General features: G+C 69.9%; 23 protein-coding genes, 1 pseudogene and 2 riboswitches. Of the genes and pseudogenes, 12 read left to right on the top strand and 12 right to left on the bottom strand.

Features of this window, described 5'->3' with window-relative positions; all coding sequences use genetic code 11:
- Positions 1–294, top strand: a pseudogene (locus VIR15_RS02855) (HNH endonuclease signature motif containing protein); the annotation flags it as partial.
- 453 nt (positions 295–747) lie between these two features.
- Here the strand turns inward: VIR15_RS02855 and VIR15_RS02850 are convergent.
- The 3 genes from VIR15_RS02850 to VIR15_RS02840 all read right to left on the bottom strand — a co-directional run bounded on the left by VIR15_RS02850 (position 748) and on the right by VIR15_RS02840 (position 4,207).
- On the bottom strand, positions 748–1,782 hold the full coding sequence (locus VIR15_RS02850; RefSeq protein ID WP_331925960.1) for a CHAP domain-containing protein: 1,035 nt from the start codon (positions 1,780–1,782) through the stop codon (positions 748–750).
- A 3-nt stretch (positions 1,783–1,785) separates the two neighbouring features.
- Positions 1,786–1,980, bottom strand: a riboswitch (cyclic di-AMP (ydaO/yuaA leader).
- Positions 1,981–2,186: 206 nt separating this feature from the next.
- Positions 2,187–3,071 carry a CHAP domain-containing protein gene (locus VIR15_RS02845; protein ID WP_331925959.1) on the bottom strand — a complete coding sequence of 295 codons (885 nt, stop codon included), beginning with the start codon at positions 3,069–3,071 and terminating at the stop codon, positions 2,187–2,189.
- Positions 3,070–3,268, bottom strand: a riboswitch (cyclic di-AMP (ydaO/yuaA leader). It overlaps the preceding gene by 2 nt.
- A gap of 132 nt (positions 3,269–3,400) precedes the next feature.
- Positions 3,401–4,207 carry a hypothetical protein gene (locus VIR15_RS02840; RefSeq protein ID WP_331925958.1) on the bottom strand — a complete coding sequence of 269 codons (807 nt, stop codon included), beginning with the start codon at positions 4,205–4,207 and terminating at the stop codon, positions 3,401–3,403.
- A 245-nt stretch (positions 4,208–4,452) separates the two neighbouring features.
- On the opposite strand from VIR15_RS02840, the gene VIR15_RS02835 reads away from it, so the two are divergent.
- Together VIR15_RS02835 and VIR15_RS02830 are read left to right on the top strand one after the other, a co-directional pair.
- On the top strand, positions 4,453–5,445 hold the full coding sequence (locus VIR15_RS02835) for a transposase (protein WP_331925957.1): 993 nt from the start codon (positions 4,453–4,455) through the stop codon (positions 5,443–5,445).
- A complete protein-coding gene (locus VIR15_RS02830) occupies positions 5,442–7,289 on the top strand; it encodes a bifunctional copper resistance protein CopD/cytochrome c oxidase assembly protein (RefSeq protein ID WP_331925956.1) in 1,848 nt (615 codons plus the stop codon). The genes VIR15_RS02835 and VIR15_RS02830 overlap by 4 nt, the downstream gene beginning before the upstream one ends.
- 33 nt (positions 7,290–7,322) lie before the next feature.
- On the opposite strand, the gene VIR15_RS02825 is transcribed toward VIR15_RS02830, so the two are convergent.
- Positions 7,323–8,339 carry a zinc-dependent alcohol dehydrogenase family protein gene (locus tag VIR15_RS02825; RefSeq protein WP_331925955.1) on the bottom strand — a complete coding sequence of 339 codons (1,017 nt, stop codon included), beginning with the start codon at positions 8,337–8,339 and terminating at the stop codon, positions 7,323–7,325.
- Positions 8,340–8,355: 16 nt separating this feature from the next.
- A complete protein-coding gene (locus VIR15_RS02820; RefSeq protein ID WP_331925954.1) occupies positions 8,356–8,931 on the bottom strand; it encodes a hypothetical protein in 576 nt (191 codons plus the stop codon).
- An 85-nt stretch (positions 8,932–9,016) separates the two neighbouring features.
- Between VIR15_RS02820 and VIR15_RS02815 the strand changes: the two genes are divergently transcribed.
- The 4 genes from VIR15_RS02815 (at position 9,017) to VIR15_RS02800 (ending at position 13,017) form a co-directional block, all read left to right on the top strand.
- Complete coding sequence (locus VIR15_RS02815) at positions 9,017–10,306, top strand: MFS transporter (RefSeq protein ID WP_331925953.1); 1,290 nt, start codon at positions 9,017–9,019, stop codon at positions 10,304–10,306.
- Between the two features lie 250 nt (positions 10,307–10,556).
- Positions 10,557–11,960: an FAD-binding oxidoreductase gene (locus VIR15_RS02810; RefSeq protein ID WP_331925952.1), complete on the top strand. Its 1,404-nt coding sequence runs from the start codon at positions 10,557–10,559 to the stop codon at positions 11,958–11,960.
- 150 nt (positions 11,961–12,110) lie between these two features.
- Positions 12,111–12,398 (top strand): WhiB family transcriptional regulator, encoded by a 288-nt coding sequence (locus tag VIR15_RS02805; protein WP_331925951.1) that lies wholly within the window; start codon positions 12,111–12,113, stop codon positions 12,396–12,398.
- A gap of 319 nt (positions 12,399–12,717) precedes the next feature.
- Entirely contained in the window at positions 12,718–13,017 is a 300-nt protein-coding gene (locus tag VIR15_RS02800) for a WhiB family transcriptional regulator (RefSeq protein ID WP_331925950.1), read from the top strand.
- Here the strand turns inward: VIR15_RS02800 and VIR15_RS02795 are convergent.
- Genes VIR15_RS02795 through VIR15_RS02785 form a run of 3 tightly spaced genes read right to left on the bottom strand, consistent with a single transcriptional unit; the run spans position 13,014 to position 16,365 of the window.
- On the bottom strand, positions 13,014–14,159 hold the full coding sequence (locus tag VIR15_RS02795; RefSeq protein WP_331925949.1) for a GNAT family N-acetyltransferase: 1,146 nt from the start codon (positions 14,157–14,159) through the stop codon (positions 13,014–13,016). The genes VIR15_RS02800 and VIR15_RS02795 overlap by 4 nt on opposite strands.
- 36 nt (positions 14,160–14,195) lie before the next feature.
- Positions 14,196–15,734 carry a glycerol-3-phosphate dehydrogenase/oxidase gene (locus tag VIR15_RS02790; protein ID WP_331925948.1) on the bottom strand — a complete coding sequence of 513 codons (1,539 nt, stop codon included), beginning with the start codon at positions 15,732–15,734 and terminating at the stop codon, positions 14,196–14,198.
- Between the two features lie 10 nt (positions 15,735–15,744).
- The gene (locus tag VIR15_RS02785) at positions 15,745–16,365 is read right to left on the bottom strand and encodes a TetR/AcrR family transcriptional regulator (protein ID WP_331925947.1); all 621 of its coding nucleotides are present in this window, start codon (positions 16,363–16,365) and stop codon (positions 15,745–15,747) included.
- Between the two features lie 45 nt (positions 16,366–16,410).
- On the opposite strand from VIR15_RS02785, the gene VIR15_RS02780 reads away from it, so the two are divergent.
- The 3 genes from VIR15_RS02780 (at position 16,411) to VIR15_RS02770 (ending at position 20,561) form a co-directional block, all read left to right on the top strand.
- Entirely contained in the window at positions 16,411–18,102 is a 1,692-nt protein-coding gene (locus tag VIR15_RS02780; protein WP_331925946.1) for an FAD-binding oxidoreductase, read from the top strand.
- Between the two features lie 151 nt (positions 18,103–18,253).
- Positions 18,254–19,195 (top strand): DUF4097 family beta strand repeat-containing protein, encoded by a 942-nt coding sequence (locus VIR15_RS02775; RefSeq protein ID WP_331925945.1) that lies wholly within the window; start codon positions 18,254–18,256, stop codon positions 19,193–19,195.
- 76 nt (positions 19,196–19,271) lie between these two features.
- Positions 19,272–20,561: an alpha-hydroxy-acid oxidizing protein gene (locus tag VIR15_RS02770; RefSeq protein WP_331925944.1), complete on the top strand. Its 1,290-nt coding sequence runs from the start codon at positions 19,272–19,274 to the stop codon at positions 20,559–20,561.
- 30 nt (positions 20,562–20,591) lie between these two features.
- Here the strand turns inward: VIR15_RS02770 and VIR15_RS02765 are convergent, their stop codons facing one another.
- The 4 genes from VIR15_RS02765 to VIR15_RS02750 all read right to left on the bottom strand — a co-directional run bounded on the left by VIR15_RS02765 (position 20,592) and on the right by VIR15_RS02750 (position 24,240).
- Positions 20,592–21,212, bottom strand: a complete 621-nt coding sequence (locus VIR15_RS02765) for a DUF3618 domain-containing protein (protein WP_331925943.1) — start codon at positions 21,210–21,212, stop codon at positions 20,592–20,594.
- The gene (locus VIR15_RS02760) at positions 21,209–21,658 is read right to left on the bottom strand and encodes a phage holin family protein (protein ID WP_331925942.1); all 450 of its coding nucleotides are present in this window, start codon (positions 21,656–21,658) and stop codon (positions 21,209–21,211) included. The genes VIR15_RS02765 and VIR15_RS02760 overlap by 4 nt, the downstream gene beginning before the upstream one ends.
- The gene (locus VIR15_RS02755) at positions 21,655–22,488 is read right to left on the bottom strand and encodes a hypothetical protein (RefSeq protein WP_331925941.1); all 834 of its coding nucleotides are present in this window, start codon (positions 22,486–22,488) and stop codon (positions 21,655–21,657) included. The genes VIR15_RS02760 and VIR15_RS02755 overlap by 4 nt, the downstream gene beginning before the upstream one ends.
- A 243-nt stretch (positions 22,489–22,731) precedes the next feature.
- Entirely contained in the window at positions 22,732–24,240 is a 1,509-nt protein-coding gene (locus tag VIR15_RS02750; protein WP_331925940.1) for a long-chain-fatty-acid--CoA ligase, read from the bottom strand.
- 298 nt (positions 24,241–24,538) lie between these two features.
- On the opposite strand from VIR15_RS02750, the gene VIR15_RS02745 reads away from it, so the two are divergent.
- Both VIR15_RS02745 and VIR15_RS02740 read left to right on the top strand, forming a co-directional pair.
- Positions 24,539–25,018, top strand: a complete 480-nt coding sequence (locus tag VIR15_RS02745) for a MarR family winged helix-turn-helix transcriptional regulator (protein ID WP_331925939.1) — start codon at positions 24,539–24,541, stop codon at positions 25,016–25,018.
- A gap of 49 nt (positions 25,019–25,067) precedes the next feature.
- Positions 25,068–26,048 carry a zinc metalloprotease gene (locus VIR15_RS02740; RefSeq protein WP_331925938.1) on the top strand — a complete coding sequence of 327 codons (981 nt, stop codon included), beginning with the start codon at positions 25,068–25,070 and terminating at the stop codon, positions 26,046–26,048.
- The last annotated feature ends 104 nt before the right edge of the window (positions 26,049–26,152 follow it).

The raw sequence follows: 26,152 nt of genomic DNA, 5'->3' as shown, positions 1-26,152 counted from the left end.
GTCTGCCGCGGCCCGGGCTGCACCGTGCCCGCGGACCGGTGCGACCTGGACCACGAGCTGCCGTGGCCGGCCGGGGCGACCGAGGCGGGCAACCTGTACGCGAAGTCCCGCCGCTGCCACAACACCAAGACCGCCGGGCTGTGGACCAGCACGCCCCGGCCCGACGGCGCGCTGGCGTGGACCACGCTGGCCGGGCGCGAGTACGTCACCTACCCGAAGAACTGGCGCGAGAGAATCCACGACGAACCCGCCCAACCCGAGACGAGCATCCAGGAGGAACCTCCGCCGTTCTGAGCCGGCTGGTTCGGCGTCGTTGCTGGAGCACGGCCAATGCTGGCTCAGGGCTGGCTCAGCGCATACATTGGCCATGGGCCGACGATATTTTGGAGGGGTTCCCGTGAGGCAAAGCCGACCTTCGAAGTGGTCTTTCAAGTCGCATGGGTCGATCCTGTCGATCGGTTCGACGAACTCGATCCTGTCGATCGGCAGTGCCGGGTCGATCCTGTCGATTGGCAGCGTCGGGTCCTTCGCGTCGATCGGGTCCATCGGATCGGTGATGAGCGCGTTGTCGTTCTTGTCGTTCCAGTCGCGGCTGTCGGCCCTGTCGGCCCAGAGTGATCTCTCGACGCTCTCTGCACAGTCGCAGTGGTCGGTCCGCGGTTACCGACACCAAGGCCCCTGAATCGGCTCAGCGCTGACTCGGCGGCCCTGGCCTCGGCACCTCCTCCAAAGAGGCACGGAGTCACCTCACGGCGCGTAGATGTACTTCATCCCGCTCTGGTGCGTGACCGTGCGCGTGTTGTAGTTGTAGGGCCCGGCGAGTGCGTTCATCTCGATGATGGTCACCTTGTTGCCGCTGACGCGGGTGACCCAGGCGACATGCCCGACGCTCGACGAGCCGTGGACTCCGGGCTGCATGACCACGATGGACCGAGTGCGGGGGGTGCTGGAGACGGTGTAGCCGGCGTTGGCAGCTCCCCAAGCCCACGCCATCGCGTTGCCGGTCCAGCCGCCGGGGTAGTAGCCCTCGGACTGGTACCACTTGTTGAGAGCGCCCCACGTGCACTGGCCGGGGGTCGCCCAGTTGTGGGATGACCTCTTGCCCGTGGTTGCCCTCGCCGTCGTCTTCTTGGCCGTCGTTGTGTTGAGCGTGGTCTTGGGCTTGTAGGTCGACTTCGTGGTGCTGGTTCGTGACGAGGTGCGTGACGCTCGCTGGGCTGCCTTGCGGGCCTTCTCGGCGGCAGCCTTCTTCGCGGCCGCGTCCTTGCGCGCCTTCTGGGCGGCGGCTCGTTCGGCGGCGGCCCTCTCGGCGGCCGCCTTCTTCGCAGCGGCTTCCTTGCGGGCCTTCGCTGCTGCGGCGGCCTTCTTCGCAGCCGCCTCTCGGCGGGCCTTTTCGGCCGCTTCCTTGCGGGCCTTCTCGACGACGACGTCCTTGATGACGATGGGCTTCGGCTTGGCGGCCTTCTTCGGCGCCGAGGCCACATAGCCGATCGAGCTGAGGGCCGTCGACGCTGCCGGGGCGGGACTGGGGGTGGCATCGGGGCCCACGAGCGCTGGGGCCTTGGGGGCCCGGACCGGGGCGGCGGCCACCGCTGCGCCCTCTGCCGTGGTTTCGGCCGAAGCGGGGGCGGAGAGTGTGGCAACGAGGCCACCAGCGGCAGCAACGACTGCTGCGCCCCTGATGGCCGGCTGTGCAGATGCGCGCGCGATGCTCTTGAGCTCGCCCAGGGGGCTGTAGGCACCCGGCGCGCGGTGACGTCCGGGACGGTGGTCACTGTTCACGGCTGAACCTCTCAGCGCCTGCGAGGTTAGCTGTCGGGTTCGGGCTGAGGTTGCCCGGCTCTCGTCTCCGGCCCGGAGGCCTTCTCGAGAGCTTCACCCCAAAGAGCGACGTGAACGCGGTGCGAAAACCTGCTCGCCGCCGCTCGGAGGAACTGTGGTTCCCCCGCTCCTGCCATGCGGGTCAAGCGGCACCCGGAGGCAGTGGCAGGACTCGGCGTCCGCCCCTGGGTGGACCCCACCGGGGAAGGGGGCTGGGGTTGACAGTAGATGACAGATCGGGCGATGTCACGCTGCGGTAACGGAATGTCCAAGAATCGGTAAAGGAAGCCACCACGTCGCACGACGGAGGGCGGTGAGGTCGCCTGGGCAACCTCACCGCCCTCTGAAGGTGGCGCGGAGTCAGCTCACGGCGCGTAGATGTACTTCATCCCGCTGATGTCGGTGAGCGTGCGCGTGTTGTAGTTGTAGGGCCCGGCGAGCGCGTTCATCTCGATGATGGTGACCTCGTTGCCGTTCACGGCTGTCACCCAGGCCACGTGGCCCACGCTGGAAGAGCCGTAGACTCCGGGCTGCATGACGAGGATGGACCGGGTGCGCGGCGTGCCGGAGACGGTGTAGCCCGCGTTGGCGGCGCCCCACGCCCACTCCATGGCGTTGCCGGTCCAGCCGCCCGGGTAGTAACCCTCGGACTGGTACCACTTGTTGAGGGCGCCCCACGTGCACTGGCCGGCGGTTGCCCAGTTGTACGAGGACTTCGTGCCGGACGTGCCATTGACGGTCGACTTCTCCGTGTACGTCGGCGTCGTCAGGCTGGTCCGGGAGGAGTCACGCGAGGCCCGCTCTGCTGCGTCGCGGGCTGCTGCCGCCTTGCGCGCCTTCTCGGCGGCGGCCTTCTTCGCAGCCGCCTCCTTGCGGTCCTTCTCGACAACGACGTCCTTGATGACGAGCGGCTTCGGCTTGGCGGCCTTCTTCGGCGCCGGCGCCGTGTAGCCGATCGAGCTCAGGGCCGGTGCCGGAGCAAGAGCGGGGACAGTGGCAGCGTCGGGGCCGACGGCAACCGCCGCTTTCGGGGCGGCGACCTTCGGCGCGGCGACGACCGCGGACGTGTCGGTGATGGTTTCGGCTGAAGCTGGGGCGGAAAGCGTGGCAACGAGGCCACCAGCGGCAGCGACGACCGCTGCACCCTTCATCGCTGGCTGGGCGGACTCGCGTGCGATGCTCTTGAGCTCGCCAAAGGGGCTGTAGCCACCCGGCGCGCGGTGACGGCCGGGGCGGGTGTCAATGTTCACAAAGAACCTCCGCGCCTGCGAGGTTAGCTGTCGGGTTCGGGCGGAGACTGCCCGGCTCTCGTCTCCGGCCCGAAGGCCTTCCTCGAGTGCTGCACCCCAAGAGCGACGCGGGTTTCGCTCAATGCGAACTCCACGGCGCTCGGAGGAACTGTGGTTCCCCCGCTCCTGCCATACGGGTCAAACGGCGCCTCGAGGCAGTGGCAGGACTAGGCGTCTGCTTCTGGGCGGGCCCCCACGGGGAGGGGGTCGCGATAGACACTAGAGCACGAATCCGGAGATGTCACACTGAGGTAACGGCATGTCCATCAATTGGTAAAGCGACTGCGTGTTCAGCCGGAGGGTGAGCAGGTGGCCTTGGCGCCGGCCTGGGCGGCGGCGAAATAGGGCGGGTTGAGCGCCAAGCCCTTCTGCCAGAGGGAACGCCAGAGCGCCTCGGCCTTTGCTGCCGTGATGCCCCCAGCCTTGAAGTGAGACTGGTCTTTCAGGTGGGTCTCCCATGGCTGGATCGCCGTCCGGGCCTTGGCCAAGACGCCGTCGACGACCTGCATGTTCGCCGCACACGTCGCGAGAGCGGCCGCCGCACTGCCGGTGGCAGCGGCGGGCTTCACACAGCGCAACTTCGAGGACGTGAACGCCTGGTCCGCCGCGTGGAACGCCGCGATGTGCTGCGGAGCGTTCGCCGTGGTGGGCCCCCAGTCCTTCTTGGCCTGCTCGAGCGTGGTCTTCCCGGCCTGAAGGTTGTTCATGATGTCGAGATGGGCATCCCACTCCGCGAGAACCGTTGCCGCCGCCTTGTTGGCAGCCGCCTGCAGTTCCCAGCCCTTGCGGCAGGCCTCGACCTGCGCGGCGACCGGATCCACTGTTGTGGGTGAGGACTCCGAAGCCGTAGGTTCGGTCGACGTCGCTTTGGCCGTTGCCGTGGCGCCTGTCGTTGCCGCTGTCGTTGCCCTCGGTGTCGACGTGCTGCCAAGTGCGGCTGGCCCGGCCGTCGGAGATCCGAGAAAAAGGCCCTTGCCGAACCACACGGCAGCGCCGAGGACGAGCAGGGCCACGACCGTCAGCGCCACTGCCGCCCCCGGTCCATGCCGACGCTCGAGCTCGCGCCGCTCGCGGCGGGTCTTTGGCTGGTCTGTCATCGGATAACCCCCAAAAGGCCGATCCGGCAGGGCACGTACCCGGCAACACCGGCTGCTACCACGACGTGAGCTCCCGTGGTCCCGTGCTTCGCGGTTTCGTCGCGGAGTCGCTGGTGCCGATTCTGGACATTAACGGAGCCTGACGAACTTCCGAAAGGCCCGGCTCTGCCCCGATCTCGCTATTCTCGCAGGGTTGACCGGACCTGCGTTCACACACCGGGTGCCGCGGATAAGCGAGGTGCGCCATGTCGCAACCACCGGCTGAGCGGTTGCCCCAGGACAGCGGCCCCTCCCCACCTGCCCGACCGCAGCGGAAGCACTACTCCACGGAGTTCCGCACGAGGGCCGTGGCGCTTGCCGCCAGGCCCGACCTGACCATCACGGCTGCCGCGGCAGACATCGGAGTGAGTCCGAGTACGCTCAGGCGCTGGGTCCGCGAGACCGAGCCTGCTGACCCCCGGCCGGTCCACGAGCGCATCGAGGACGAGTGGCCGGACTGGCGATCCTTCGACTGGCCCGTCCTGCCCTCGCCCGAGCCGGGGGAGGGCGACGTCCTGAGCGAGGCCGAGCCCCCGGCGGCCGAACCCAGCGCGCCCGAACCCAGCACGCCCGAACCCAGCACGCCCGAACCACCCCGGGCACACCCTCCCCCCGCCCAGCCACGTGCGCCCGCTCCCGCGCCGGCTCGGGTCGATGACATCATCTTCCCGTCCACGGCGCGGTTGGGATCGGTGCAGCGCCTCGGGATCGTCGCCGTCGTGTTCGTCGCCGCCGTGGTCCTGTCACGTCTCGTGCCCGAGGACTACCGATTGCGGCCGCTGATCGTTGACCTCCACGTCATGTCGCTCGTGGCCTCCTTCGGGGCCGTGCTCCTCGTCGACTGGCATGGGCTGCTCTGGCTTGCCAGGAGGCGCACCCTCATGGAGTCGACCCGCCTCGCGGCTGCAGCCTCGCCCATCATCTGGGCCGGCCTCGGCGGTCTCTTCGTCACCGGCGCCCTCCTCCGGCCCGACCTCGGCTCTCCCCTCACCCTCGTCAAGCTGGCCCTCGTCCTTGCGGTCTCGGTCAACGGCGCCGTCATGGCTCCCGTCCGCCTCAAGCTCACCGAGCTCTCCGCGGACGCGTCCCCCGTCGACGTCCCCCAGCGGGAATGGCGGCGCATGGTGCTCGCGACGACGGTGTCCCAGATCGCCTGGTGGGGCGCCGTGGTCATCGGCTTCGTCAACTCGTCCACATGAACGCACGCTCCGTCATCGGGGTGGTCGCGCTCGGCACTCTGGGGATCGTTGCCTCGGCGTTGGCAGTCCGGTCGACCGGGGCTGCCGACCCACTCTTCTTCGTCGCTGACGCGGGTCCTCTCGTGCGGTGGTCGGCCCCGTTGCTTCGCGTCGTCCATGACCTCGCGGCGGCGGTGACCCTGGGAGCGCTCGTCCTGGCTCTCTTCGTCGTGCGCACACCCGCGCTGACGCGTCTGGCCGGGATCGCCGCGCTGGTCTGGGCCGCCTGCGGCCTGGCCGGCACCGTCCTCACCTTCGCCGACGCTTCCGGGATGCCCCTGGAGTCGCCGGGCTTCCTCGCCGCCCTGCGCACGAACGTGTGGGCCTTCGAGGCGACCCGGATCGGCCTGATCAGCTCCGTCGGTGCGGCCGTGGTGGGCTCTGTGGCGCTCGGCGCTCTCTCCACGGCGAGGCCTGTCCCCCGGCAGGCAACGGCATCGCTCCTGGCGGTGGGCGTTGCCTCGCTCGGGGTGCTCGGGCTCGCCAGCCACACCGGCGATTCGTCGGACCACGAGACGTCCGTCAACGCCATGGCTGTCCACATCGTCGCGGCGGCCACCTGGGTCGGGGGCCTCTTTGCACTCCTGACGCTCCGCCCGACCGGAGTTGCTGCCACGCCCACCGTGCGCCGATGGTCGACGATCGCACTGTGGTGCTTCTGCGCGGTCGCCGTCTCGGGCGTCGTCGCGGCCACCACGAGGCTCGGGAGCTGGTCGGATCTCACCACGCCCTACGGAGTTCTCGTCGTCGTCAAGGCCGTCGCCCTGCTGGCGCTCGGCGTCGCCGGCTGGCTGCACCGCCGCTGGACCATCCCGCGGCTCGAGGAGTCGGGCCGCGGATTCTGGCGCCTCGCGGCTGTCGAGGTCACCGTCATGGCCGCGACGATCGGCGTCGCGACCGCGCTGACGCGCAGCGCCCCACCGCTGTCCGAGGACGTCGTGGACCCGACGCCGGCGCTCGCGCTGACGGGCTTCCCGGCGCCTGCGGCCCCAGGCGCGTGGTCCTGGCTGCTCCCGTGGCGAACCGACTGGCTCATGCTCACCCTTGCCGCCGTCGCCATCAGCACGTATGCCGCTGGGCTCGTCCGCCTCCGACGCGCAGACCGCGCGTGGCCGAGTGGACGGACCGCAGCCTGGGTGATGGGCTGGGTCGTCTTCGCGGCGGCCACCTCGGGGGGTGCTGGAACGCTCGGGAGGGTCGCGCTGTCGTGGCACCTTGCGCTCGTTCTCGTCGAGCTGCTCATCGTGCCGGTGCTGCTCGTCATCGGTGACCCGGTCGGCTTGGTTCTCAAGGCATCCGCCCCCAGGGAGGACGGGACGATCGGGATCCACGAGACGGCGTTGGCCGTCGCTGGCATCGTCGACCGGTCGTCCCGGCAGCCCTTCGTCGTCGTCGGCATCACGGCCCTGGCGCTGATCGGCCTCGTGCTGGGCCCGGGCCTCGAGTGGACGCTCCTGGCCCACCCGGGCCACGTCATCGCGACCGTGGCGCTACCCCTCCTCGGTTACGTCCTCGTCTCGTCCATCGTCGAAGCGTTTCGGGTGGGAACGCGCACTCTGGCCGTGGCGGCAGTGGCCGCGCTCGCCGTCGTGGTCGGCCTGCTGGGGCTCGTGCTCGCGCTCGGCACCACGCCCTTGGCCGCCGAGTTCTTCGACGGTCTCCGGCTGCCCTGGCTCACCGACCTGTTGGTGGAGCAACATCGTGCGGGCGTCGTCGTCTGGTGGGTCGGCGGCCTTGGAACTGCTGCCCTGGTGGCGGTTGTGGCCGGGGTCTCGGCCAGGACGCGGCCCGCACGAAGGCGCTGACCCGGCCCAGCGGCATACGGCATGGTGTTCTTGTCAGGGACGGAGGAGCACCTTGATGGCGCGCCGCTCGTCCATCGCGCGGTAGCCGTCAGCCACGTCGTCGAGGGGTAGCGTCACGTCGAAGACGCGGCCGGGATCGATCCGGCCGGAGAGCACCCGCTCGAGCAGGTCGGGCAGGTAGCGGCGCACCGGGGCCATGCCTCCCGCGAGACCGATGTTGCGCTGGAACATCCGCCGAACGGGCAGCTGCACGCCGTGCGGCACGCCGACGAAGCCGACCGTCGACCCGGCTCGGGCGATCTGGAACGCCGTCCCTATCGCCTGGTCCGTCCCCACGCACTCCAGCACCGCGTCGGCGCCAACGCCGTCGGTGAGCTCGAGGACCGCCTCGACCCCGGCCTCATCGCGCTCGGCGATGACGTCGGTCGCGCCGAACTCGCGTGCGAGCCGCTGCCGGTCCGCATGCCGGGACATGGCGACGATCCGCGCTGCGCCGAGCTCGCGTGCAGCGAGCACGCCACAGAGTCCAACGGCTCCGTCGCCCACCACGACCGCCGTTGTCCCCGGCCGGACACCCGCGGCGACCGCGGCGTGCCACCCCGTTGCCATGACGTCGGACAGGGCCAGCAGCGACGGCAGCAACGACTCGTCGGGTGTGCCGTCCATCTTCACGAGGGAGCCCTCGGCCTGGTTCACGCGGGTGAACTCGGCCTGCCCGCTCGTCGTGAAGCCCAGGTTGATGCAGGCGGACTGAGCGCCGGCCAGACAGTGCGGACAGGTGTTGTCGCAGTGGTCGAACGGCGCGATGACGAAGTCACCCGGCCGGAAGGACCGGACCTCCAACCCCACCTCCTCGACGACTCCGATCGCCTCGTGGCCGATCGTCGAGCCGGCGGTGATCGGGTTCTCGCCGCGATAGGACCACAGGTCGGAGCCACAGATGCAGGCCGCGACGACGCGGACGACGGCGTCGGTGGCTGCGGTGATCGTCGGGTCGGCGACCTCGCTCAGGCGGATGTCTCGTGGGGCATGGATCGTGGTGGCGCGCATGTCGCCATCCTGCCGTTCACGTCCCGGCGATGGGAGCCAGTCCCAAGAGAAGGAGGAGGGCACCAAGCGGTAGGAGTCCCCACGGCATCGCCACGATGGCGGCACCGAGCAGGGTGAGGGCAACAGCGGAGGTCGGGACCCGGCCAGCGAGATCGAGCCGGCAGAGCAGGAGACCCAGGCCAACCGCGATGAGGATCGGTCCGCCGGCGGTCAACGCGGTGGGGAGGCCTCCGCCGAGGTAGCCGAGCATCCGTCCCACCGTGATTGCGCCGACCGCCCCTGCGCCGAAGGCGGAGGCGACGACGGCGACCGTCGCCAGAATCCCGCCACCCGTCTGCTCGCCCAGTCGGGCAGCAAGCAGGGCCAGCGCGACGACCGCAGCGACGAGGGCCAGCCCCGCCACGACGGCAACCGAGCTCGTGCCGGACCCGGCGTCAGGCCCGTCGAGCCAGGCGAGGATGCCGTGGACGAAGAGCAGGAGCGGTCCGAAGAGGGCGAGGGCCGGGGCGCGCCGGCCCGGTGTGGCCGGGGTGGTGCGGATGGGCGGGCGGTGACTGAGCACGACGGTTGAGGATCGGGCGGTCGCGGGCATGCTTCCACCGTCAACCAGGCCGGGTCCCGACCGCCATGGGGATCGTCCCCGCACCAACCCTGAGGTGTCCCTGAGCGGAGGCATCATGGTGCGTGTGTCCAGACCGATGACCGAGTGGCGGGTCGTGATCTGGTTCGGCTTCATCAGCCTGACCGCCGACATGGTCTACGAGGGGGCGCGCTCGATGTACGGGCCGCTCCTCGCGTCCCTCGGCGCGACGGCACTCGTCGTCGGACTGGTCACGGGCCTCGGCGAGGCGATGGCCCTCGTGCTGCGACTCGTCTTCGGACCGCTGGCGGACCGGTCCGGTCGATACTGGGCCCTGACGATCACCGGCTACGGCCTCACCGCCGTGTGCGTGCCGCTCCTCGCCGTGACGCCCTTCCTCGGCGCGGCCGGCCTGGCCGTCGCTGCGGCACTGATCCTGCTGGAGCGCAGCGGCAAGGCCGTCCGCAGCCCATCGAAGTCCACCTTGCTGGCCGAGGCAGCCCGAGCAGTGGGCCGCGGAAAGGGGTTCGGCGTCCAGAAGGCGATGGACCAGGTCGGGGCCTTCGCCGGACCCCTCCTCGTGGCAGCGGTCGTCGCCGCAACAGGCGTGATCTGGCCCGGGATGCTCGTCCTCGCCCTCCCTGGAGCCGCAGCGATGATCATCCTGCTGGTGCTCCGGGCCCGGACGCGTGAGGGTGCCCTCTTCGAGGGTCTCCTGGGGGCGCGGACTGCCGCTGACGACGGGAGCCGGCCCAGCGGCATACGGCATCGGGGTCCCGCAGGGACCTGGCTGGCCGACGCGCTCGGTCGGGAGCTGCCCGCAGAGTTCTTCCGCTTCGCCGTGGCGGCGAGCCTGACGACCGGCGGACTCGTCACGTTCGGGATCATCGGCTACCACCTCGCAGCTGACCGTGTGCTCCCGGTGGCCGGGGTCCCCCTCATCTATGCGTTGGCGATGGCGGTCGGCGCCGTCTCTGCGCTCGTCGTCGGCTGGGTCTACGACCGAGTCGGTGCGCACGTGCTGTTGGTCGTGCCGGTCCTCGTGGCCGCCGTCCCACCCCTGACCCTGAGCGACTCGACGTCGATCGTCGTGGCCGGCGTTGTCGTCTGGGGGCTCGCGGCCGGCGTCCAGGACTCCGCGGTCAAGGCGCTCGTCGCCGAGCTCGTCCCCCCACCTCGACGGGCAACCGCCTACGGCGTTTTCGCGGGAATCCAGGGGGCCTTCGCCGTCGTGGGCGGCGTCGCCATCGGGTGGCTCTACGACGTCTCGCTACCTGCTCTCGTCGCGACGGTCGGGGCGTCGCAGCTCCTTGCCCTCGCCCTGCTCTGGCACACCGTTCGTCCGTTCAGCCACGAGACGCGGCGGCACCTACGCCCTGAGGGGTAGGCGGCGGACTCGGGTCTACGCCATTGGGAGTAAATCCAGCGCGAAACGTTTCCACTGTCAGTGGTGCGACGTAGCGTCATCGGGGACTGTCACACATCGCCGACCCAATGCGTCATAGAGGTGGGCTCTCGATCGACGTACGGGTGCGGGCGGCAACTGCCGATGCCGTGCCCGGGCCAGACAGAAGGAGGAACCAGCCCGGCGAAAAAGCTTTGACTTCACGTGTAGTTCAAATCGAAGGATGGACGCCATGACCTCCACACATGGACCACTGACCATCGAACGGGACCGATTGCAGGCACTGGGTGACGCCATCGCCGGCGAGGTCCTCACTCCCCAGTCCGAGGGATTCGGGGCCGCAAACCAGCTGTACTACCGACACCTCGACCGGACGCCCGCTGTCATCGTCCAACCACGCGACACAGATGACGTCGCGGCCGCCATTGCGTTCGCCCGAGCGGTCGGGCTCGAGCTCGCCGTCCGGGGCGGCGGGCACAGCCTCGCGGCCCACAGCACGGTCGAGGACGGGCTCGTCATCGACCTCCGCCATCTCGACAGCATCGACATCGACGTCGACGAGGGCGTCGCCCGGGTCGGCGGGGGTGCCACGGCAGGCGCCGTCACGGCCGCAGCGGGCGAGCACGGGCTCGTCATCGGGTTCGGTGACACCGGCTCGGTCGGCGTCGGCGGCATCACCCTTGGCGGTGGTGCCGGGTTCCTCAGCCGGGCGCACGGGTTGACCATCGACAACCTGCTTGCGGTCGAGCTCGTCACCGCCGATGGGCGCGTCGTCGTTGCGGACGCCGAGCGCCACCCCGACCTCTTCTGGGCCCTGCGCGGTGGCGGCGGTGGTTTCGGCGTGGTCACGACGTTCACCTACCGCCTTCGCCCGCTGCCCCAGGTGGTCGGCGGAATGCTCATGGTCCCCGCGACGGTTGACACCGTCACGGAGTTCGTCCGCCTGGCCCAGGCGGCACCCGAGGAGCTGAGCGCCATGATCAACGTCATGCCGGCACCGCCCATGCCGTTCCTGCCCAAGGAGCAGCACGGGGAGCTCGTGGTGCTGGCGTTGCTGACGTATGCCGGCCCCGCCGCGGCCGCCGAGCCGGTGCTCGCGCCGTTCCGTGCTGTTGCCACCCCACTGGCCGACCTGCTGCAGGAGATGCCCTACCGGGGAATGTTCCAGCCGGAGCCGGACGACTTCCACCCGGTCGCCACAAGCCGCAACGGCTACTCGCGCGGGTTCGACCGCGACGACGCGCAGCTCATCCTCGACACGCTGACGAAGCAGCTCGCCTCGCCGGACGTGCAGATGGCTGTCGTCAACACTCGGGTCCTCGGGGGAGCCATCTCGCGGGTCGACTCCGACGCCACCGCGTATGCCCACCGTGAGTGGCCGCTCATGGTCAACGTCGCCGCGATCGTCAGCGACCCGAGCACCCTTGACGCGCAGCGTCCGTGGCTCGAGGCACTCCAGGCCTCGCTGTCCGGTGGCACGCCGGGCGCGTACGGCAACTTCGTCGGGGAGGAGGGACCGGACCGCATCCACGACATCTATCCGCCCGAGACCTACGCCCGACTGGCCACGGTCAAGGCGGAGTGGGACCCGGACAACGTCTTCCACCGAAGCCACACCGTGGCGCCGGGCGGCTGAGGAGTCGACCGCCGACCCACCACATCGACGTTCGGAAGGAGGAATGCCACTCAAGCCATCTCGACCCAATGACCGCCAGCGCTCCACCGCTGGCCAACATCTGAACCGGCGGGCCGCCTCCACGGGTGCGCCGGATTACAGGGGTAGACAATGAAGGAGAGCAAGCAACCCAACCTCAACGGCGAGGTGCTCCGACGAGGCGAGACGATTCCGTGTCGGGAGTACGACCCGGAGCTCTGGTTCGCGGAGCGGCCGGAGCAGGTCGAGTTCGCCAAGACCCTGTGCGGGACCTGCCCGCTGCGGGTCGAGTGCCTCGCCGGCGCGCTCCAGCGAGGGGAGCCCTGGGGAGTCTGGGGTGGACAGCTGGTCGTCGACGGTGCCGTCGTCGCGTACAAGCGAGGGAGGGGCCGCCCGCGCAAGCAGCCGGTCGCCGCCTGACGACAACCGGCGCTGTCGGTACCCACGGAGAGTGCCGTATGCCGCTGAGCTGAGTCAGCTGCACACGGCACCTTCCGTGGGGCTTCGCCTGCTTTCAGGTGGGCCCGGGACGCTATCGCGAGATTTATCTTGAACATCCGTGTATGACTTCCATACTCTGGAACTCGTACACGCGTGTCCAGGAACGTCTCGCGGTATTTCTCGGCCGGGACGCGCCGTCTGTGTCGAATCCGGCACTTCTGCTTCGACATAGGAGTGAGGGGCAGCGCCGATCGCTTCCCTTGACTTCAAGTTCGCTTCACTTTTGAGGATAGGGCCCATGACCTCCACGCAGGGACCATCACTGACCAAGCCCCGACGGACTCGATTACGTCTGGAAGCCACCGGGGCAATCCCCTGTCGCGAGTACGACCCGCAGCTCTGGTTCGCCGAGCGGCCGGAACAGGTCGAGCTGGCCAAGGCGCTCTGCGGGGAGTGCCCGTTGCGGCAGGAGTGCCTCGCGGGGGCGCTCGAGCGGGGTGAACCCTGGGGCGTCTGGGGCGGCCAGCTGGTCGTCGACGGCGCGATCGTGGCGCGCAAGCGGGGCCGGGGTCGTCCCCGGAAGGATGCCGCCGCCTAGCTGAGCAGCTCCCAGTGCAGGCCGTCACCGTAGGTGCCGTCGGGCAGCAGGTCGGTTGCACGCTCCCGGCCGAACTCGGTGAAACCGACCGCACGGAGCACGGCGTTGCTCGCAACGTTGTCCGCGGCCGTCTCCGCGACGAGCCTTCGCAACCCGAGACCGCTGTCCTCCTTGGGCGTGAACGCGTAGCTGATCGCGAGGCGGCAGGCCGCTTTCGCAGCGCCCTTGCCGCGAGCGCTCGGCACGAGCTGGTAGCCGAGCTCGGCGACGTCGCGAGTCAGCGTCCCGTCGCGGACGAAGACCGTGAGGTGGCCGAGCGCCCGGTCGGTGCCAGCATCGGCGATGGCCCACTCGATGGCGGAGCCGCTCGCCATGAGCTCGAGTCGGCGCGCCAGCCAGGCGCCGAATGTGTCAGGGCTGAGGAGTGACCGCTGTGGGAACCAGTGCCCCGGGTCGTTCCGTTCCTCGAGGTCGTCGACGTCTGACTCGCGGAAGGCACGAAGCCGGATTCGCGCGTCCTCCAACGCAACTGGCTCCAGCCAAGGGGTCTGGGGATGCATCGGCTCTCCGGCCGCAAGGCTGGCGTACCAACAGTCCATTGCCGGCCCGGACGGGTCGAGGACGTTGGGGTGCGTGCCCGGCAGGGTGCCGTGGAAGGTGAATCCAGTCGCCCAGGCCACCCGGCGTGAAGCCCAGTTCCCGGCGATGGCGCGCCAGTGGATCCGGCCAAGCGGCCGTCCCCAGGGGCCATGCTCGAACGCGTGGGCCGCCACGAGACGCACTGCTCGCGACATCGCTCCTCTGCCTCGAGCGGCCGGGTGGAGGCCGAACCCGATCGACGCGTGGTCCCACGCCTCACCGGGTCGAAGATCGATCGTCCCCCCGAACTGCGGTCTGCCGTCGGCTCCGGTGACCTCGATGGCCCAGTAGCGCTTGCCTCCCGGGTTCTCCCACTCGCCCCGGATGTGCTGCAGGAACGCGATCGCATCCGCGCGCGTGTACCGACGCGGCACGGTCGTCCAGCGCTGTGACTGCGCATCCATGGACTGCCCGACGATGCCGTCCACGTCGGCCGCGGTGTGTCGCCGCAGCGTCACGGTGCCGTCGGTGAGGAGGGGCGCCGGCGCTGCGGGGGTGGTCATGTGGTCACCCTGCCAGCGGGCCTGCCGGGTGGCGACTCATTTCGCGGGCCCGACCAGCTCGCCTGCGCGGTCGAGGGCACGCTCCGCCAGCTCGCGCGCGGCGGGCAGGACAGCCTCGTCGAACGCGACGCGGGTCCGCCGCTCGAGCAGGTCCTCGACCACCATGGCGCCTTCGTGGAGGACGCCGAAGAGGAACTCGATGCCCAGGGTCGGGCACGAGTCACTCACCGGCGCGGCGAGGTCCGGATGAGCGTCGCGCAATTCCGACACGGTGATGGCCTCGGTGCCATAGCGGCGCACGAGTCGCGTCGGCGCACCTGTGCGCGCCAGGACGTCTCTGGGCGCCGCGCCGACCAGGGGGAGGGAGCGAGTCCGGCACGCGACCGGGGAGCCGGCCCGGCGGCATACGGCGTCGACGGCGTCCTCGGCCATCCGGCGGTATGTGGTCAGCTTGCCCCCGGTGATCGTCACGGCACGCCCGGGCTCGTCGACGAGCAGGTGCCGGCGGGAGACGTCGGCGCTCATCCCGCGCCCGTCCTCGACGAGTGGACGAAGTCCGGCATAGCGGCCAACGACATCCCGGGCCTCCAGCGGCCGTGCGAGGGCTGTGTTGATGGTGTCGAGGAGGAACCGTGCGTCAACGTCCGGCACCGCCGGCGCGAAGCCGTCGACCCCAGGGGCCGGCTCGTCGGTGAGGCCCAGGATGACGAGCCCGTCCGGCTGTGGCACGGCGAACACGAATCGGGCCCGGTGGCCCGGCACCGGCGCGCTGAAGATCGCCTTCGGGGACCCGACGGCGCTGGCGCGGACGATGAGGTGGGAGCCGCGGCTGGGCAGGATGTGAACGGACGGCTCGTGCTCGCCGGCCCAGACCCCCGTCGCGTTGACGACGTGGCCGCGTGCCTCGAACGACTCGCCCGTCAGCTCGTCGCGCAGGATCACGCTGCGGTCGCCGAGCGCGGTGGCGCTGCACCGGGTGACGACATCCGCTCCATGGGCAACCGCCGTCCGGGCGATGCACGTGACGAGTCGCGCATCGTCCTCGAGCTGGCCGTCCCAGTAGAGCAAGGCACCGCGGAGACCGGTTGACCGCAGTCCCGGCGCGAGGACGAGCGTCTCGGCGGCGCTGATGCGTGACGGCCGGGGCAGCAGCCTCCTCGGGGTGCCCGACGCAACCCTGAGTCCGTCGGCCAGGCGGATCGCGGCCTCGAGGGCGAGCCCCGTGACGGGCGGTGTCGAGGTCCCCAGAGGGACGAGATTCGGCATGGCTCGCGTCAGGTGGGGTGCGATCGCGGTCATGAGGGCGTGCCGTTCACGAGCCGACTCCCACGCGATCGCCACGTCTGCCTTCGCGAGATAGCGCAGGCCGCCATGGACGAGCTTGGAGCTCCAGCGACTCGTGCCCGCGGCGAGGTCATGACGCTCGACGAGCGCCGTGCGAAGCCCGCGCGAGGCTGCATCCAGGGCAACGCCCGCGCCGGTGACCCCTCCACCCACGACGATGACGTCGTACGACTCACTAGCCAGTCGGTGCAGGGCCTGCGAGCGGGTCCGCGCGTTGATGGAGACGGTCATGGCGGCTTCCTCAGCTCGTGGCCTCCGGGGCCAGGTAGGCATCGACGAGGTGTCGCACCTCGGCCAGGACCTCAGTGGGGTCGTGCTTCGCGGTGACGACGCCGAGGCCGATGACGAAGGGCGTGAGAGCGTGCAGGAGGACGACGGACAGGAGCACCGGGTCGCCGTCGCGGATGGAGCCGTCCGCCATGCCTGCGGCGATCGCGCTGGTCATCGCCTCGATCATCAGCTGCTGGCTGCGCCCATGGCGATCGACGAGATAGGGAAGCAGCATCTCCGGGTCGTGCTTGAGCAGGGCTGCGACGAGAGGCGCGTGGCTGAGCTTCTTCACCATGCCCGCGGCGATGGCGGTGACCGCTGCCCGTCCGTCCCGCGGCGACTGCTCCGCGCGAACCTCGGCCGTGACCTCCTCGACGGCGTTGCGGAACTCGGCGACGAGGGCGTCGAGGAGGAGCTGCTTGATGCCCCCTCCGCGCCGATAGACCGTCACGCGTGAGACCCCGGCCCGCTGGGCGATCGACGTTGCCGTGGCACGACGCACGCCGTAGGCGAGGACCTCGTCCCTCACGGCCGCGAGCAGTGCCTCGTCAGTGTTCGGAGCGCTCGGAGCGGCCAGCTGGGCAGTGTCCATGTCCTTCACTGTACTGATGAAACGTTTTCTGTAACAGTGTTACATGTGACAGATCTTCTCACCGAGGTGATTCCGCGGTCCGTGTGGCACGGGTGGGGCGACCCGACGCAGGCGCACCCCCTGAGCGACGTGGCGTGGCGGTTCCTCCGGACCGAGCTGGGCCTGCGCGGTGTCCACGTCAGCCAGCGCCAGACCTCACCGCCCGTCGCACTCGAGGAGGTCGCTCTCGCGCCGTCACGGCTGGAGGAGGTCGGCGCCGGGGCGGCGGCTCAGCAGGCGCTCGCCGACCTCGTCGGACCGGATCACGTTCATCTCGAACGGGTTTGGCGCATCGAGCACGCGGGGGGCAAGAGCTATCCGGACCTGTATCGGCTGCGCACCGGCGACGGGTCCAACGCGCCCGACGCCGTGGTCGTCCCGGGTAGTCCCGGTGAGGTCGCAGCCCTGCTCACAGTGTGTGCCGAGCACCGGGTCGCAGTCGTGCCGTTCGGCGGCGGCACGAGTGTCGTCGGTGGCGTGGGCGCGGGGACCGACCACGAACGCTTCGCCGCCGTGATCGCGCTCGACCTGCGACGGCTTGACGACATGGCGGCCGTCGACCCAATCAGCAGGACGGCCACCCTCGGACCGGGCCTCCGGGGCCCAGAGGCAGAGCAGGCGCTGCACGCCCACGGCCTCACCCTCGGGCATTACCCCCAGAGTCATCAGGAGGCAACGGTCGGCGGTTACGTCGCGACGCGGTCAGCGGGCCAGGCCTCCACGGGGTACGGCCGGATCGACGACAACGTGGTCGGTCTGCGGCTCGCCACACCGCGGGGCGAGCTCGTCCTCGGCGGACGTGCCCCGGCCTCGGCCGCCGGCCCTCGCCTGCTCGACGTGGTGGTCGGGAGTGAGGGGACGTTGGGCGTCATCACCGAGGTCACGCTGCGGGTCGCCCCGCTGCCGACCGCGAAGCGGCACGCTGCGTGGGTCTTCCCGTCCTTCGTGGCGGGGACCAATGCCCTGCATGGGCTGACCCACGAGCTGGGCCGAGCTGCGCTGCCGACGATCTGCCGCCTGTCGGACGAGGACGAGACGCGCGTCAACCTCACCCTGGCGGGAGGCTCGGGCCGGCGCCTGCTCCGCTACGTCCGGGCAGGTGGGCTGGACCGGCCGGCCCTCCTCGTCCTCGTCTGGGAGGGAACCGATGAGCGCGAGCTCCGGCACCGGTACCGCGCTGCCCGCCGACTGCTCGGACAAGCGGGGGGCCGACGGCTGCCCAAGCAGGTCGGCCGGGCGTGGGAGCGCGGCCGGTTCTCGGGCCCGTACCTGCGGGACGAGTTGATGGACCACCGGTTCCTCGTCGAGACCCTCGAGACGGCGACGAGCTGGGCCAACCTCTCCCGTTTGCACGAGGCCGTCGGCGCCGCGATCCGCGGCGCGCTCGAGGTCGAGGATCGCCGTGCGGTGGTCATGTGCCACGTCTCCCACGTCTACCCGGACGGCGCCTCGCTCTACTACACGTTCGTCACGCCCGAGTCCGAGGACCCGCTCGCCCAGTGGCGCCAGGTCAAGGCCGCGGCGAGCCAGGCCATCATCGATGCCGGCGGGACCATCACCCACCATCACGCCGTCGGCACCGATCACCGGGCCTACCTCCCTGCGGAGATCGGCGAGGTCGGGGTGGGTCTCCTTCGTGCGATCAAGACCGAACTCGACCCATCGGGGATCCTCAATCCCGGCAAGCTGATCCCCTGACGCACACCCGAAGGGCGGATATCTCGTGGACCAGCTCACGGGTCGCGCCTACGGTGGTGCGGTGACCTCCACACCCAGCGCTCCATCGCCGGGCGGCTCAGCGAATACCCCGACCCAAGGTCCATTCCTCCCTCGGCCGACCATGCCTCCGGTGACGGACGTGCCGGACGACCGTATCCATGGCGACAGTCTCGAGGCGGCTCAGGCACCCTCACCGACCGCACCGCCCCCAGCGCCACCGAGCGCGTGGCAGGCTCCGCCATCGACCCCCGCGCGTCCTCCGGGCCGCTCCCGTGGCCCGTGGCTGGCCGTGGCCGGCGTCGGGCTGGCTCTGATCATCGGTAGCTTCGGGGTCATCACCGAGTCCGAGACGCAGACCGAGGTCCGCCCGTTCACGGGCGACACCATCTCCTTCGACGTCAGCTCCAACGACGTCGACATCGTTGGCGGGGCACCCGCCGGGACGATCGAGGTGACCCGACGGTTCGACTGGGGTCTGGGCGGCACCAAGCCGAAGCCGAACGAGACCTGGGATGCCGACGGCGTCGCGATCTCCGGCGCGGACTGCCAAGGCGTGTCGTGGCGCTGCGGGATCGACTACATCGTCCGCGTTCCCGACAGCACTGCGGTCAAGCTCCGCGGCGGATCGGGGGACGTGGTCCTCGGTGGGTCGCTCGGCACGATCGACCTCGAGGTCGGCTCGGGTGACGTCGAGGCCGACGCGCTGAGCAGCGCGGACGTGCTGCTCCGGACCGGGAGCGGCGACGTGGACCTTGGCCTGGACTCCCGGGCAACCAAGGTTGATGTCCGCACGGGCAGCGGTGACATGGACCTCCGCCTCGACTCCGACACAGGGGACGCCGTCCTCCGCGCGGGCAGCGGCGACATCGACGTCGAGCTGCCGTCCGCACCGGACAGCCTCGATGTCGAGACCGGCTCCGGTGACGTGTCGATCGACGCTCCCGACGCCGACCAGTTCCGCCTCGACGTGGACACCGGCTCGGGCGACCAAAACGTGGACGTCCCGTCCAGCGCTACCGCGGACCAGCTCATCAAGGTGAGGACGGGCTCTGGCGACGTCGAGATCAACTAGCCATCCGATCGAGTGAACAGCTTTCGGGCCGAAAGTTGTTCACTCGATGGGGGACGCCGGGTGCATCCTTGACCGCATGAGCGAGCAGGAGAGCGTCGGACGGCGCGTCCAGAGTCGGATCTATCGAGAAGGACTCTTCGGGCGGCTGCCGGCGGCGCCGGTGGAGCCGAGCGCGCTCGAGCGAGCCGCCCGCAGGAAGCTGAGTGCTCGCGCGTGGGCCTACGTGGCCGGCAGCGCCGGGCAGCACCGCACCGATGCGGCGAACCGGGCCGCCTTCGACGACCACCCGATCGTGCCCCGGATGCTCGTCGACGTCTCTTCGCGGGACCTCGGGATCGAGCTCCTCGGTCGGCGAATCCCGGCCCCCGTCCTGCTCGCTCCCATCGGCGCCCTCGAGCTCGTGCACGCGCGCTCCGACGTCGAGCTCGCCGAGGGCGTCCGTGAGCTCGGGCTCCCGGTCGTCATCTCGACTCAGGGCTCCAGGCCGATGGAGGAGACAGCCGCCACCCTGGGGAACTGCCCGCGCTGGTTCCAGCTCTACTGGAGCAGCAACGATGACCTCGTCGGGTCGCTCGTACGCCGGGCCGAGGCCGTCGGCAGCGATGCCATCGTCGTCACGCTCGACACACACACCCTCGGCTGGCGGACGATGGACCTCGACCTGGGCAGCCTGCCCTTCATCCGGGCGGAGGGCATTGCGCAGTACATCAGTGACCCGATCTTCCGTCGCCTCGTCGAGGAGCGGGTGGCCAACCCCGTGGCTGCCGCCGAGCCCAGGCCTCGCCCGACCAGGTCCGCGGTCGCAGCGGCCGTCTCCATGGCGCGACACTGGCCCGGCAACCTCAGGGAGAACCTCAGGTCCCCGCTACCGCGCGCAGCCGTCGAGACCTTCCTCGACGTCTTCTCCCGCCCATCGCTCACGTGGGACGACCTTACGTCGCTGCGTGGGCACACCCGGCTGCCAGTCCTGCTCAAGGGGATCCAGCATCCAGCCGATGCGGCCAAGGCGATCGATCACGGTGTCGATGGGCTCATCGTCTCGAACCACGGCGGGCGCCAGGTCGACGGCGCTATCGCGTCCCTGCATGCGCTGCCGGAGGTCGTGCGAGAGACCCGGGGACGAGTGCCCGTGCTCTTCGACAGCGGGATCCGGAGTGGCGCCGACATCTACAAGGCGCTCGCCCTGGGAGCCGACGCGGTCCTGATCGGGCGACCCTGGGTCTACGGGCTCGGCGTTGGCGGCGGCGCCGGAGCCCGGGCCGTCATGGAGCACCTGCTCGCCGAGCTCGACCTCACCATGGCGCTCACCGGTGCTCGCACCATCGAGGAGACACGCGAGCTCGGCCTCGGGCAGGACAGGTCCTGATCCCGAGGCCGAGCCAACCGACGGTGCGCGTCAGCGCTGGACGTCCTGCGCGCGCTCCTGCGCCTCCATCTTGACCGTGTCCGCCGAGCTCTGGGCCTGGGACTTGAGCTCCTGCGCGGAGTCGCTCGCCGTCATCTTGACCTCCTCGACGGCCTCCTGCGCCGGCTGCTTGAGGTGCTCGGCCATCTCGCTCCCGGCCTCCCGCACCTCCGTCTTGGCCTGCTCCAGGACCGGCTGCGCCTGCTCCTTGACCGCCGTCGCCGCCTGCTTCTCCTTCTCGGACGCGGGCAGGATCGACCCGACGAGCCAGCCGGCGGCCAACGCGACCACGCCAGCCGCAAGGGGATTGCCCTGCGTCTGCTGGCGCGCCTTGACCTTCACGTCATGCGCGGTGTCCTGGACGGTGTCGGCGGCTGAGTGGCCGGTGTCCGCGACGCTGTGCGCCGCGCCCATCGTCGACTCCCTGGCATCCCCGGCGGCTCCCATGACTCGGTCCTTCCACCCCGAGACCCGCTGGGTCACCTTTGCCTTCTGACGCTCGGCGATGTTGCTCGGGGAGACGGTCGCCCCGAGCCGGTTGACGTCGTCGCTGAGCTCCTGACGGGTGCGCTCCACCTCGGTGCGCAGCCTCTCGGTCTCGTAGTCGGTCATGATTCGTTTCCCTTCATGGCTTCAGGTATGTGCTTGGCGGTCTCCGCCGTCCTGGGCATGCCCTGGATCCGCTTGAGCTCGCTGCGGCCCATCGAGTAGAGGACGGCCGCGATGATGGCCCAGATGGCTGCGACGATGACCGCCGACCAGCCGAGGCCCAAGGCGTCGCCCATCACCCACCAGAGGGCGATGGACAGGAAGAGCAGGACGAACCAGCCGGCCAGTCCCGCGCCGCCCAGCAGCCCGGATCCCTTGCCGGCCCGCTTCGCCGACTCCCGCAGCTCCGCCTTGGCGAGCTCGGTCTCCTGCCGGAGCAGCGTCGACATGTCCTTGGCGATGTCCGACACGACGTCCCCGAGGTTGCCGAGGGGCTCGCCCGGGAGGTTGTCGGACGCCTCGTGGAACTCGTGGCGTGGCGCCTCGCGTGCGCCGGGCACCTCGATCATCGGGTGTCACCCCGCGCGGACTCGGTCGACACCGGGTAGGTCGCCGTCGTGCCGGTCGTCGTCAGGGGGCCGTCCATGACGGTCTCGGTCACGCCGGTCGTCTCCGTCGGGTACGACGGGTACGTCGGGGTGCCGTACGCGGTGTAGCCGGTGGCGCGGTACGACTGCGATTCCTCGTCGTCAGCCGCTGCCTTGAGGCCACGCGTCATCCGGCCAGCCAGAATGCCGAGACCGGCCGCCACTGCGAGGAACGTGCCCGGCTTGCGCCGCGCGAACCGCTTGACCTCGTCGAGGACGGCGCCGGGCTCGTTGCCGTCAAGCCAGTCGCCGAGCGCCCGGGCCTGCTGCGAGACCTGGCGCACCAGGTCATGCGCGACACCCTGCTGGTCGCCTTGGCCAGCCATCGAGTCGAGCTCGTCGGTCAGCGTCCGAAGGTTGGTGGTGAGGCGCTGCTGCTGCGACCGGGCCTGCTCCGTCAGCTCGAAGCGGGACTGGTCCACCAGCCGACGCATCTGGTCGGTTGCCGTGGACGCGACGTTGCCGAGCTCGCTCTTCGCGGTGTCGGCCAGGTTGCGGGCTTCGTCCTTTGCCGTCTCGGCCGTCTCGCGGGTGGCGTGCTTGGCCGCGTCCGTCGTCGAGCTGCTCGAACCGGTTGACCCGGTCGATGCGCCGGAACCGGTGTAGCCGCTCGAGCCGGTGGTCGTCGCGCCGGTGGTGGTCGAGCTCGTCATGGAGCCCGGCATCGAACTGGTTGAACTGGTCATGCCCGACTCGGGTAGGCCCGTGTCCTGCAGGCTCCCGGACGTCGGTCCGTTGGTGTGCTGGGACATGTGTCCTCCAATCGTGGGCGTGGCGGACGCCACGCCAGAGAAGCTCGACAGCCCACCCTTCTGAAGGCTTCGAGTGCTCCCGCTCCACTACCCCGGGCCGAGAACCGATAACGATCACAAGGCCACCGGGGCGGAAGGACACGTGGGACGCGAACCGAGCTCAGCGGCATACGGGCGAATGTGAAAGGTCGCCCACCCGGGAGGGAAGGCGACCTTTCACAGCCAGCCAGGCAGTGACCCAGGTCAGGCCGGCGGATGCACCTCGCGGCGCAGGATCTTGCCCGTCGGGCCCTTGGGCAGCTCGTCGAGCCGCCACAACTGACGCGGGTACTTGTAGGCGGCGATCCGCTCCTTGACGTACTCCTGGACCTCGTCGAGCGTCGTCGACGACCCCGGTCGCAGCGCCACGGCGGCACCGATCTCCTCGCCCATCGTCGCGTCCGGCACCCCGACCACCGCGGCCTCGAGGACGTCGGGGTGCGTGTAGAGCACCTCCTCGACCTCCCGTGGGTACACGTTCATGCCGCCCCGGATGATGAGGTCCTTCTTGCGGTCGACGATCGTGTAGTACCCGTCCTCGTCGACCGTCGCGAGGTCCCCGGTGCGGAACCATCCGTCCGGGATTGCCTCTGCGGTGGCGTCCGGCCGCCGCCAGTAGCCCTTCATGACGTTCTCGCCGCGGATCGCGATCTCGCCGATCTCGCCGGGCGCCGTGTCGGTGCCGTCGAGGTTGACGAGCTTCATCTCGCAGCCAGGGATGGCGCAGCCGATCGTGCCCGGCTTGGTCGGCCGGTCCGGCATGTTGAACGACGCGACCGGCGACGTCTCGGAGAGGCCGTATCCCTCGAGGATCTGGGCGTCGAAGGTCTTCTCGAAGTTGCGCATCACAGCCTCCGGGAGCGCCGACCCGCCTGAGACACAGGTGCGCAGGCTGGACGTCTCGGCGGTCTCGGCGTCGGGGTGGTTGAGCATCGCGGCGTACATCGTCGGCACTCCCTGGAAGATCGTCACGTGGTCGCGGCCGACGACCTCGAGCGCCTTCGCGGGGTCGAAGCGGGGGATCAGGGTCAGGGTGCAACCGCGCAGGACGCTCGTGTTGAGCCCGCAGGTCAGGCCGAAGACGTGGAAGAGAGGCAGGCAGCCCATGATGACGTCGTCCTCGGTCATCTCCATGATGTCCGTGGCCGACCGCTCGGCATTGCGGTGCAGGTTGAAGTGGGTCAGCTCGGCACCCTTCGGCTTGCCCGTCGTGCCCGAGGTGTAGAGGATCACCGCGGTGTCGTCGTCGGCGCGGTCGACCGGCTCGGTCACCGGCTCGCCGTCCGGCAGCGCTCCCGCCACCGGCCCCATCGGGGTGCACTCGATGACCTGGGTGGCGACCCCCTCGATGGCCGCGATCTGGGCCGCCTTGCGGGCCTCCTCAGCAAAGTCCGGCCAGACGAAGGAGAACATTGTGCCCGCGTCCTGGTAGTAGTACGCGATCTCGCCGCTCTTGAGCAGCGGGTTCATCGGGACGACGATGCCGCCGGCGAGCAGGGTCCCGTAGAAGAGGACGGGGTAGGCGGGCACGTTCGGCAGGATGAGGGAGACGCGATCCCCCGGCTCCAGGCCGGCCGCGCGCAGCTGTCCCGCAACCGTGGCGGCGGCGCCGTGGAGCTGACCCCATGTCACCTCGCCCTGGTCGAGCTTGATGCCGGTCTTGTCCGGCAGCCGCTGCGCGGTGGCGACGAGATTGGCGGCGAGATTGGTCATGAGCGCTCCTTTGCACGTACCGGCGAGTACCGAAGCCATCATGCAGCGAAACCGCGACGGAATGGTCACGATCCGGTCAACGTCGCAGCGGGCCGCGGGTCGGCGGGGCTAACCTCGCGGAGGTTGCCCGGATGGGTGAGGAGAACTTCGGCGGTTGGCCCGTTGTGGTACGTGAACCGCCACTGGAGCCCGGCTCGTTCACGAGCCGGGCTCCCTATTCTTCTGGCACGTCGATGCCGTATGCCGCTGAGCCGGCTTCCGGGCGCGAGCGCCCTTCTCGACGGGCATCCTTGGACCCATGACCGCGCGCCGCCCTCCCGAGCTCGGGCTGCTCTTTGACCTGTTGCGGGCCAGCGAGGGCCTCGGCGCCATGCTGCGGACCGCGCTCGAGTCCAGTGGCCTCACCCCGACGGGTTATGCCGTGACGAGCCTGGTCGACGCCTTGGGCAGCACGACGCCGTCAGAGGTGGCGGAGCTGATCGGGGCGAAGCCGTCGACGCTCAGCGCTCACCTCGCGAAACTGGTCCGGGAGGGGATCCTCAGCCGGACCCCCGGCGCGGACGGCCGCTCGGTCGATCTGCGCCTGACGGACGAGGGTCGGCGAGTGCACGTGGCGGCCGTGCGCGCGGGGCGTCAGGTGTGGCGACCTGTCTCGAAGGATCTCGACGTGGAGCAGGCCCGCGCCGTGCTGGCCGAGGTGATCGGCGCGCTCGAGGCCGGCGCAGCTTCCTCAGATCGGTTGACTCGCAAGGGCCCAAGGACTCGCAATGGACGGTAGCGTCTCAGCGTCCTCCACCAGGAGCGCCCCACCGAAAGGTCCCACATCGATGCTGAGAAAGAACCATGCGCGGCTGGCCCTCATGGGCACGGCCGCTGCTGCCGCCCTCATCGTCAGCGGCTCGACGCCGGTCGTCAGCGCGGCGCCCGCATCAGGCGTGTCGAGCTCACCGGCCGTGGCCGAGTGCGACGAGGCGGGCGGCTTGGCCGACATCGCTCGCGTTCGCGACGGCAGCGGCGCCCAAGAACCGAAGCTCTTCCCCGACAACGAGGCCAAGGCCTACGGCGTCCTACCCGACGCTCCCCGTCTGGCCAATGGATCGGTCACCATCGAGACCGTGTTCCACTCGATCTCCGACCACGAGCTCAGCGCCGCGGAGAAGAGCCGGTTCCAGACGATGATCGAGGACCAGATCGAGGTCCTCAACGACTCGTATGCCGGCAGGACAGCGCCGGACGCCGCGGACACGCCGTTCCGCTTCGAGCTGAGCAAGATCAACTGGGTCGTCAACGACGCGTGGTATGACGTCGTCCCCGGCAAGGTCGAGCGCGACATGAAGAAGGCCCTGTACGAAGGCGACTCCGAGACGCTCAACGTCTACTCCGCGAACATCGGCGCCGGCCTGCTCGGCTGGGCCTACTTCCCGAAGGACTACAACAACGGCCGCGACTACATCGACGGCGTCGTCATCCTCGACGAGTCGATGCCCGGCGGGTTGGACGATGGCAAGCCCTGGAAGTACGGCCTGGGCGACACCCTGACCCACGAGGTCGGGCACTGGCTCGCGCTGCACCACACCTTCAACGCGGGATGCTCGGCGTCGGGTGACTTCGTCGCCGACACGCCCAAGGAGGCGCACCCGCAGTTCAACTGCCCGGTCGGCGCGGACACGTGTGCCGCCCCGGGGCTCGACCCGATCCACAACTTCATGGACTACACGCAGGACTCGTGCATGGACATGTTCACCGAGGGCCAGGCCGAGCGCATGAGTGACGCCTGGCTCGCCTTCCGGGCGGGCGGCAACGGCTGACCGGAGTCGCCTGAATCGTCCCCTCACGGAGGCCGCCCACCGACCTGTTGGGCGGCCTCCGGCGTCTCACGCTCAGGTAACAATCAAAAAACTTCGGGTGCGAA

Origin of the sequence: Intrasporangium sp. (genome assembly GCF_036566125.1) — a bacterium.
In the GTDB taxonomy this organism is placed as follows: Bacteria; Actinomycetota; Actinomycetes; order Actinomycetales; family Dermatophilaceae; genus Intrasporangium.
The sequence above is the reverse complement of the archived record's forward strand: the minus strand, read 5'-3'. Positions and strand labels throughout refer to the sequence as shown.

What these genes read in the sequence shown, in the direction of transcription:
- VIR15_RS02795 (WP_331925949.1), bottom strand. Translation starts at nt 14,159, where the DNA reads ATGACCACCCCCGCAGCGCCGGCGCCCCTCCTCACCGACGGCACCGTG.
- VIR15_RS02770 (WP_331925944.1), top strand. Translation starts at nt 19,272, where the DNA reads ATGAGCGAGCAGGAGAGCGTCGGACGGCGCGTCCAGAGTCGGATCTAT.
- VIR15_RS02810 (WP_331925952.1), top strand. Translation starts at nt 10,557, where the DNA reads ATGACCTCCACACATGGACCACTGACCATCGAACGGGACCGATTGCAG.
- VIR15_RS02830 (WP_331925956.1), top strand. Translation starts at nt 5,442, where the DNA reads ATGAACGCACGCTCCGTCATCGGGGTGGTCGCGCTCGGCACTCTGGGG.
- VIR15_RS02805 (WP_331925951.1), top strand. Translation starts at nt 12,111, where the DNA reads ATGAAGGAGAGCAAGCAACCCAACCTCAACGGCGAGGTGCTCCGACGA.
- VIR15_RS02820 (WP_331925954.1), bottom strand. Translation starts at nt 8,931, where the DNA reads ATGCCCGCGACCGCCCGATCCTCAACCGTCGTGCTCAGTCACCGCCCG.
- VIR15_RS02835 (WP_331925957.1), top strand. Translation starts at nt 4,453, where the DNA reads ATGTCGCAACCACCGGCTGAGCGGTTGCCCCAGGACAGCGGCCCCTCC.
- VIR15_RS02755 (WP_331925941.1), bottom strand. Translation starts at nt 22,488, where the DNA reads ATGTCCCAGCACACCAACGGACCGACGTCCGGGAGCCTGCAGGACACG.
- VIR15_RS02785 (WP_331925947.1), bottom strand. Translation starts at nt 16,365, where the DNA reads ATGGACACTGCCCAGCTGGCCGCTCCGAGCGCTCCGAACACTGACGAG.
- VIR15_RS02840 (WP_331925958.1), bottom strand. Translation starts at nt 4,207, where the DNA reads ATGACAGACCAGCCAAAGACCCGCCGCGAGCGGCGCGAGCTCGAGCGT.
- VIR15_RS02800 (WP_331925950.1), top strand. Translation starts at nt 12,718, where the DNA reads ATGACCTCCACGCAGGGACCATCACTGACCAAGCCCCGACGGACTCGA.
- VIR15_RS02825 (WP_331925955.1), bottom strand. Translation starts at nt 8,339, where the DNA reads ATGCGCGCCACCACGATCCATGCCCCACGAGACATCCGCCTGAGCGAG.
- VIR15_RS02760 (WP_331925942.1), bottom strand. Translation starts at nt 21,658, where the DNA reads ATGATCGAGGTGCCCGGCGCACGCGAGGCGCCACGCCACGAGTTCCAC.
- VIR15_RS02745 (WP_331925939.1), top strand. Translation starts at nt 24,539, where the DNA reads ATGACCGCGCGCCGCCCTCCCGAGCTCGGGCTGCTCTTTGACCTGTTG.
- VIR15_RS02815 (WP_331925953.1), top strand. Translation starts at nt 9,017, where the DNA reads ATGGTGCGTGTGTCCAGACCGATGACCGAGTGGCGGGTCGTGATCTGG.
- VIR15_RS02740 (WP_331925938.1), top strand. Translation starts at nt 25,068, where the DNA reads ATGCTGAGAAAGAACCATGCGCGGCTGGCCCTCATGGGCACGGCCGCT.
- VIR15_RS02750 (WP_331925940.1), bottom strand. Translation starts at nt 24,240, where the DNA reads ATGACCAATCTCGCCGCCAATCTCGTCGCCACCGCGCAGCGGCTGCCG.
- VIR15_RS02790 (WP_331925948.1), bottom strand. Translation starts at nt 15,734, where the DNA reads ATGACCGTCTCCATCAACGCGCGGACCCGCTCGCAGGCCCTGCACCGA.
- VIR15_RS02765 (WP_331925943.1), bottom strand. Translation starts at nt 21,212, where the DNA reads ATGACCGACTACGAGACCGAGAGGCTGCGCACCGAGGTGGAGCGCACC.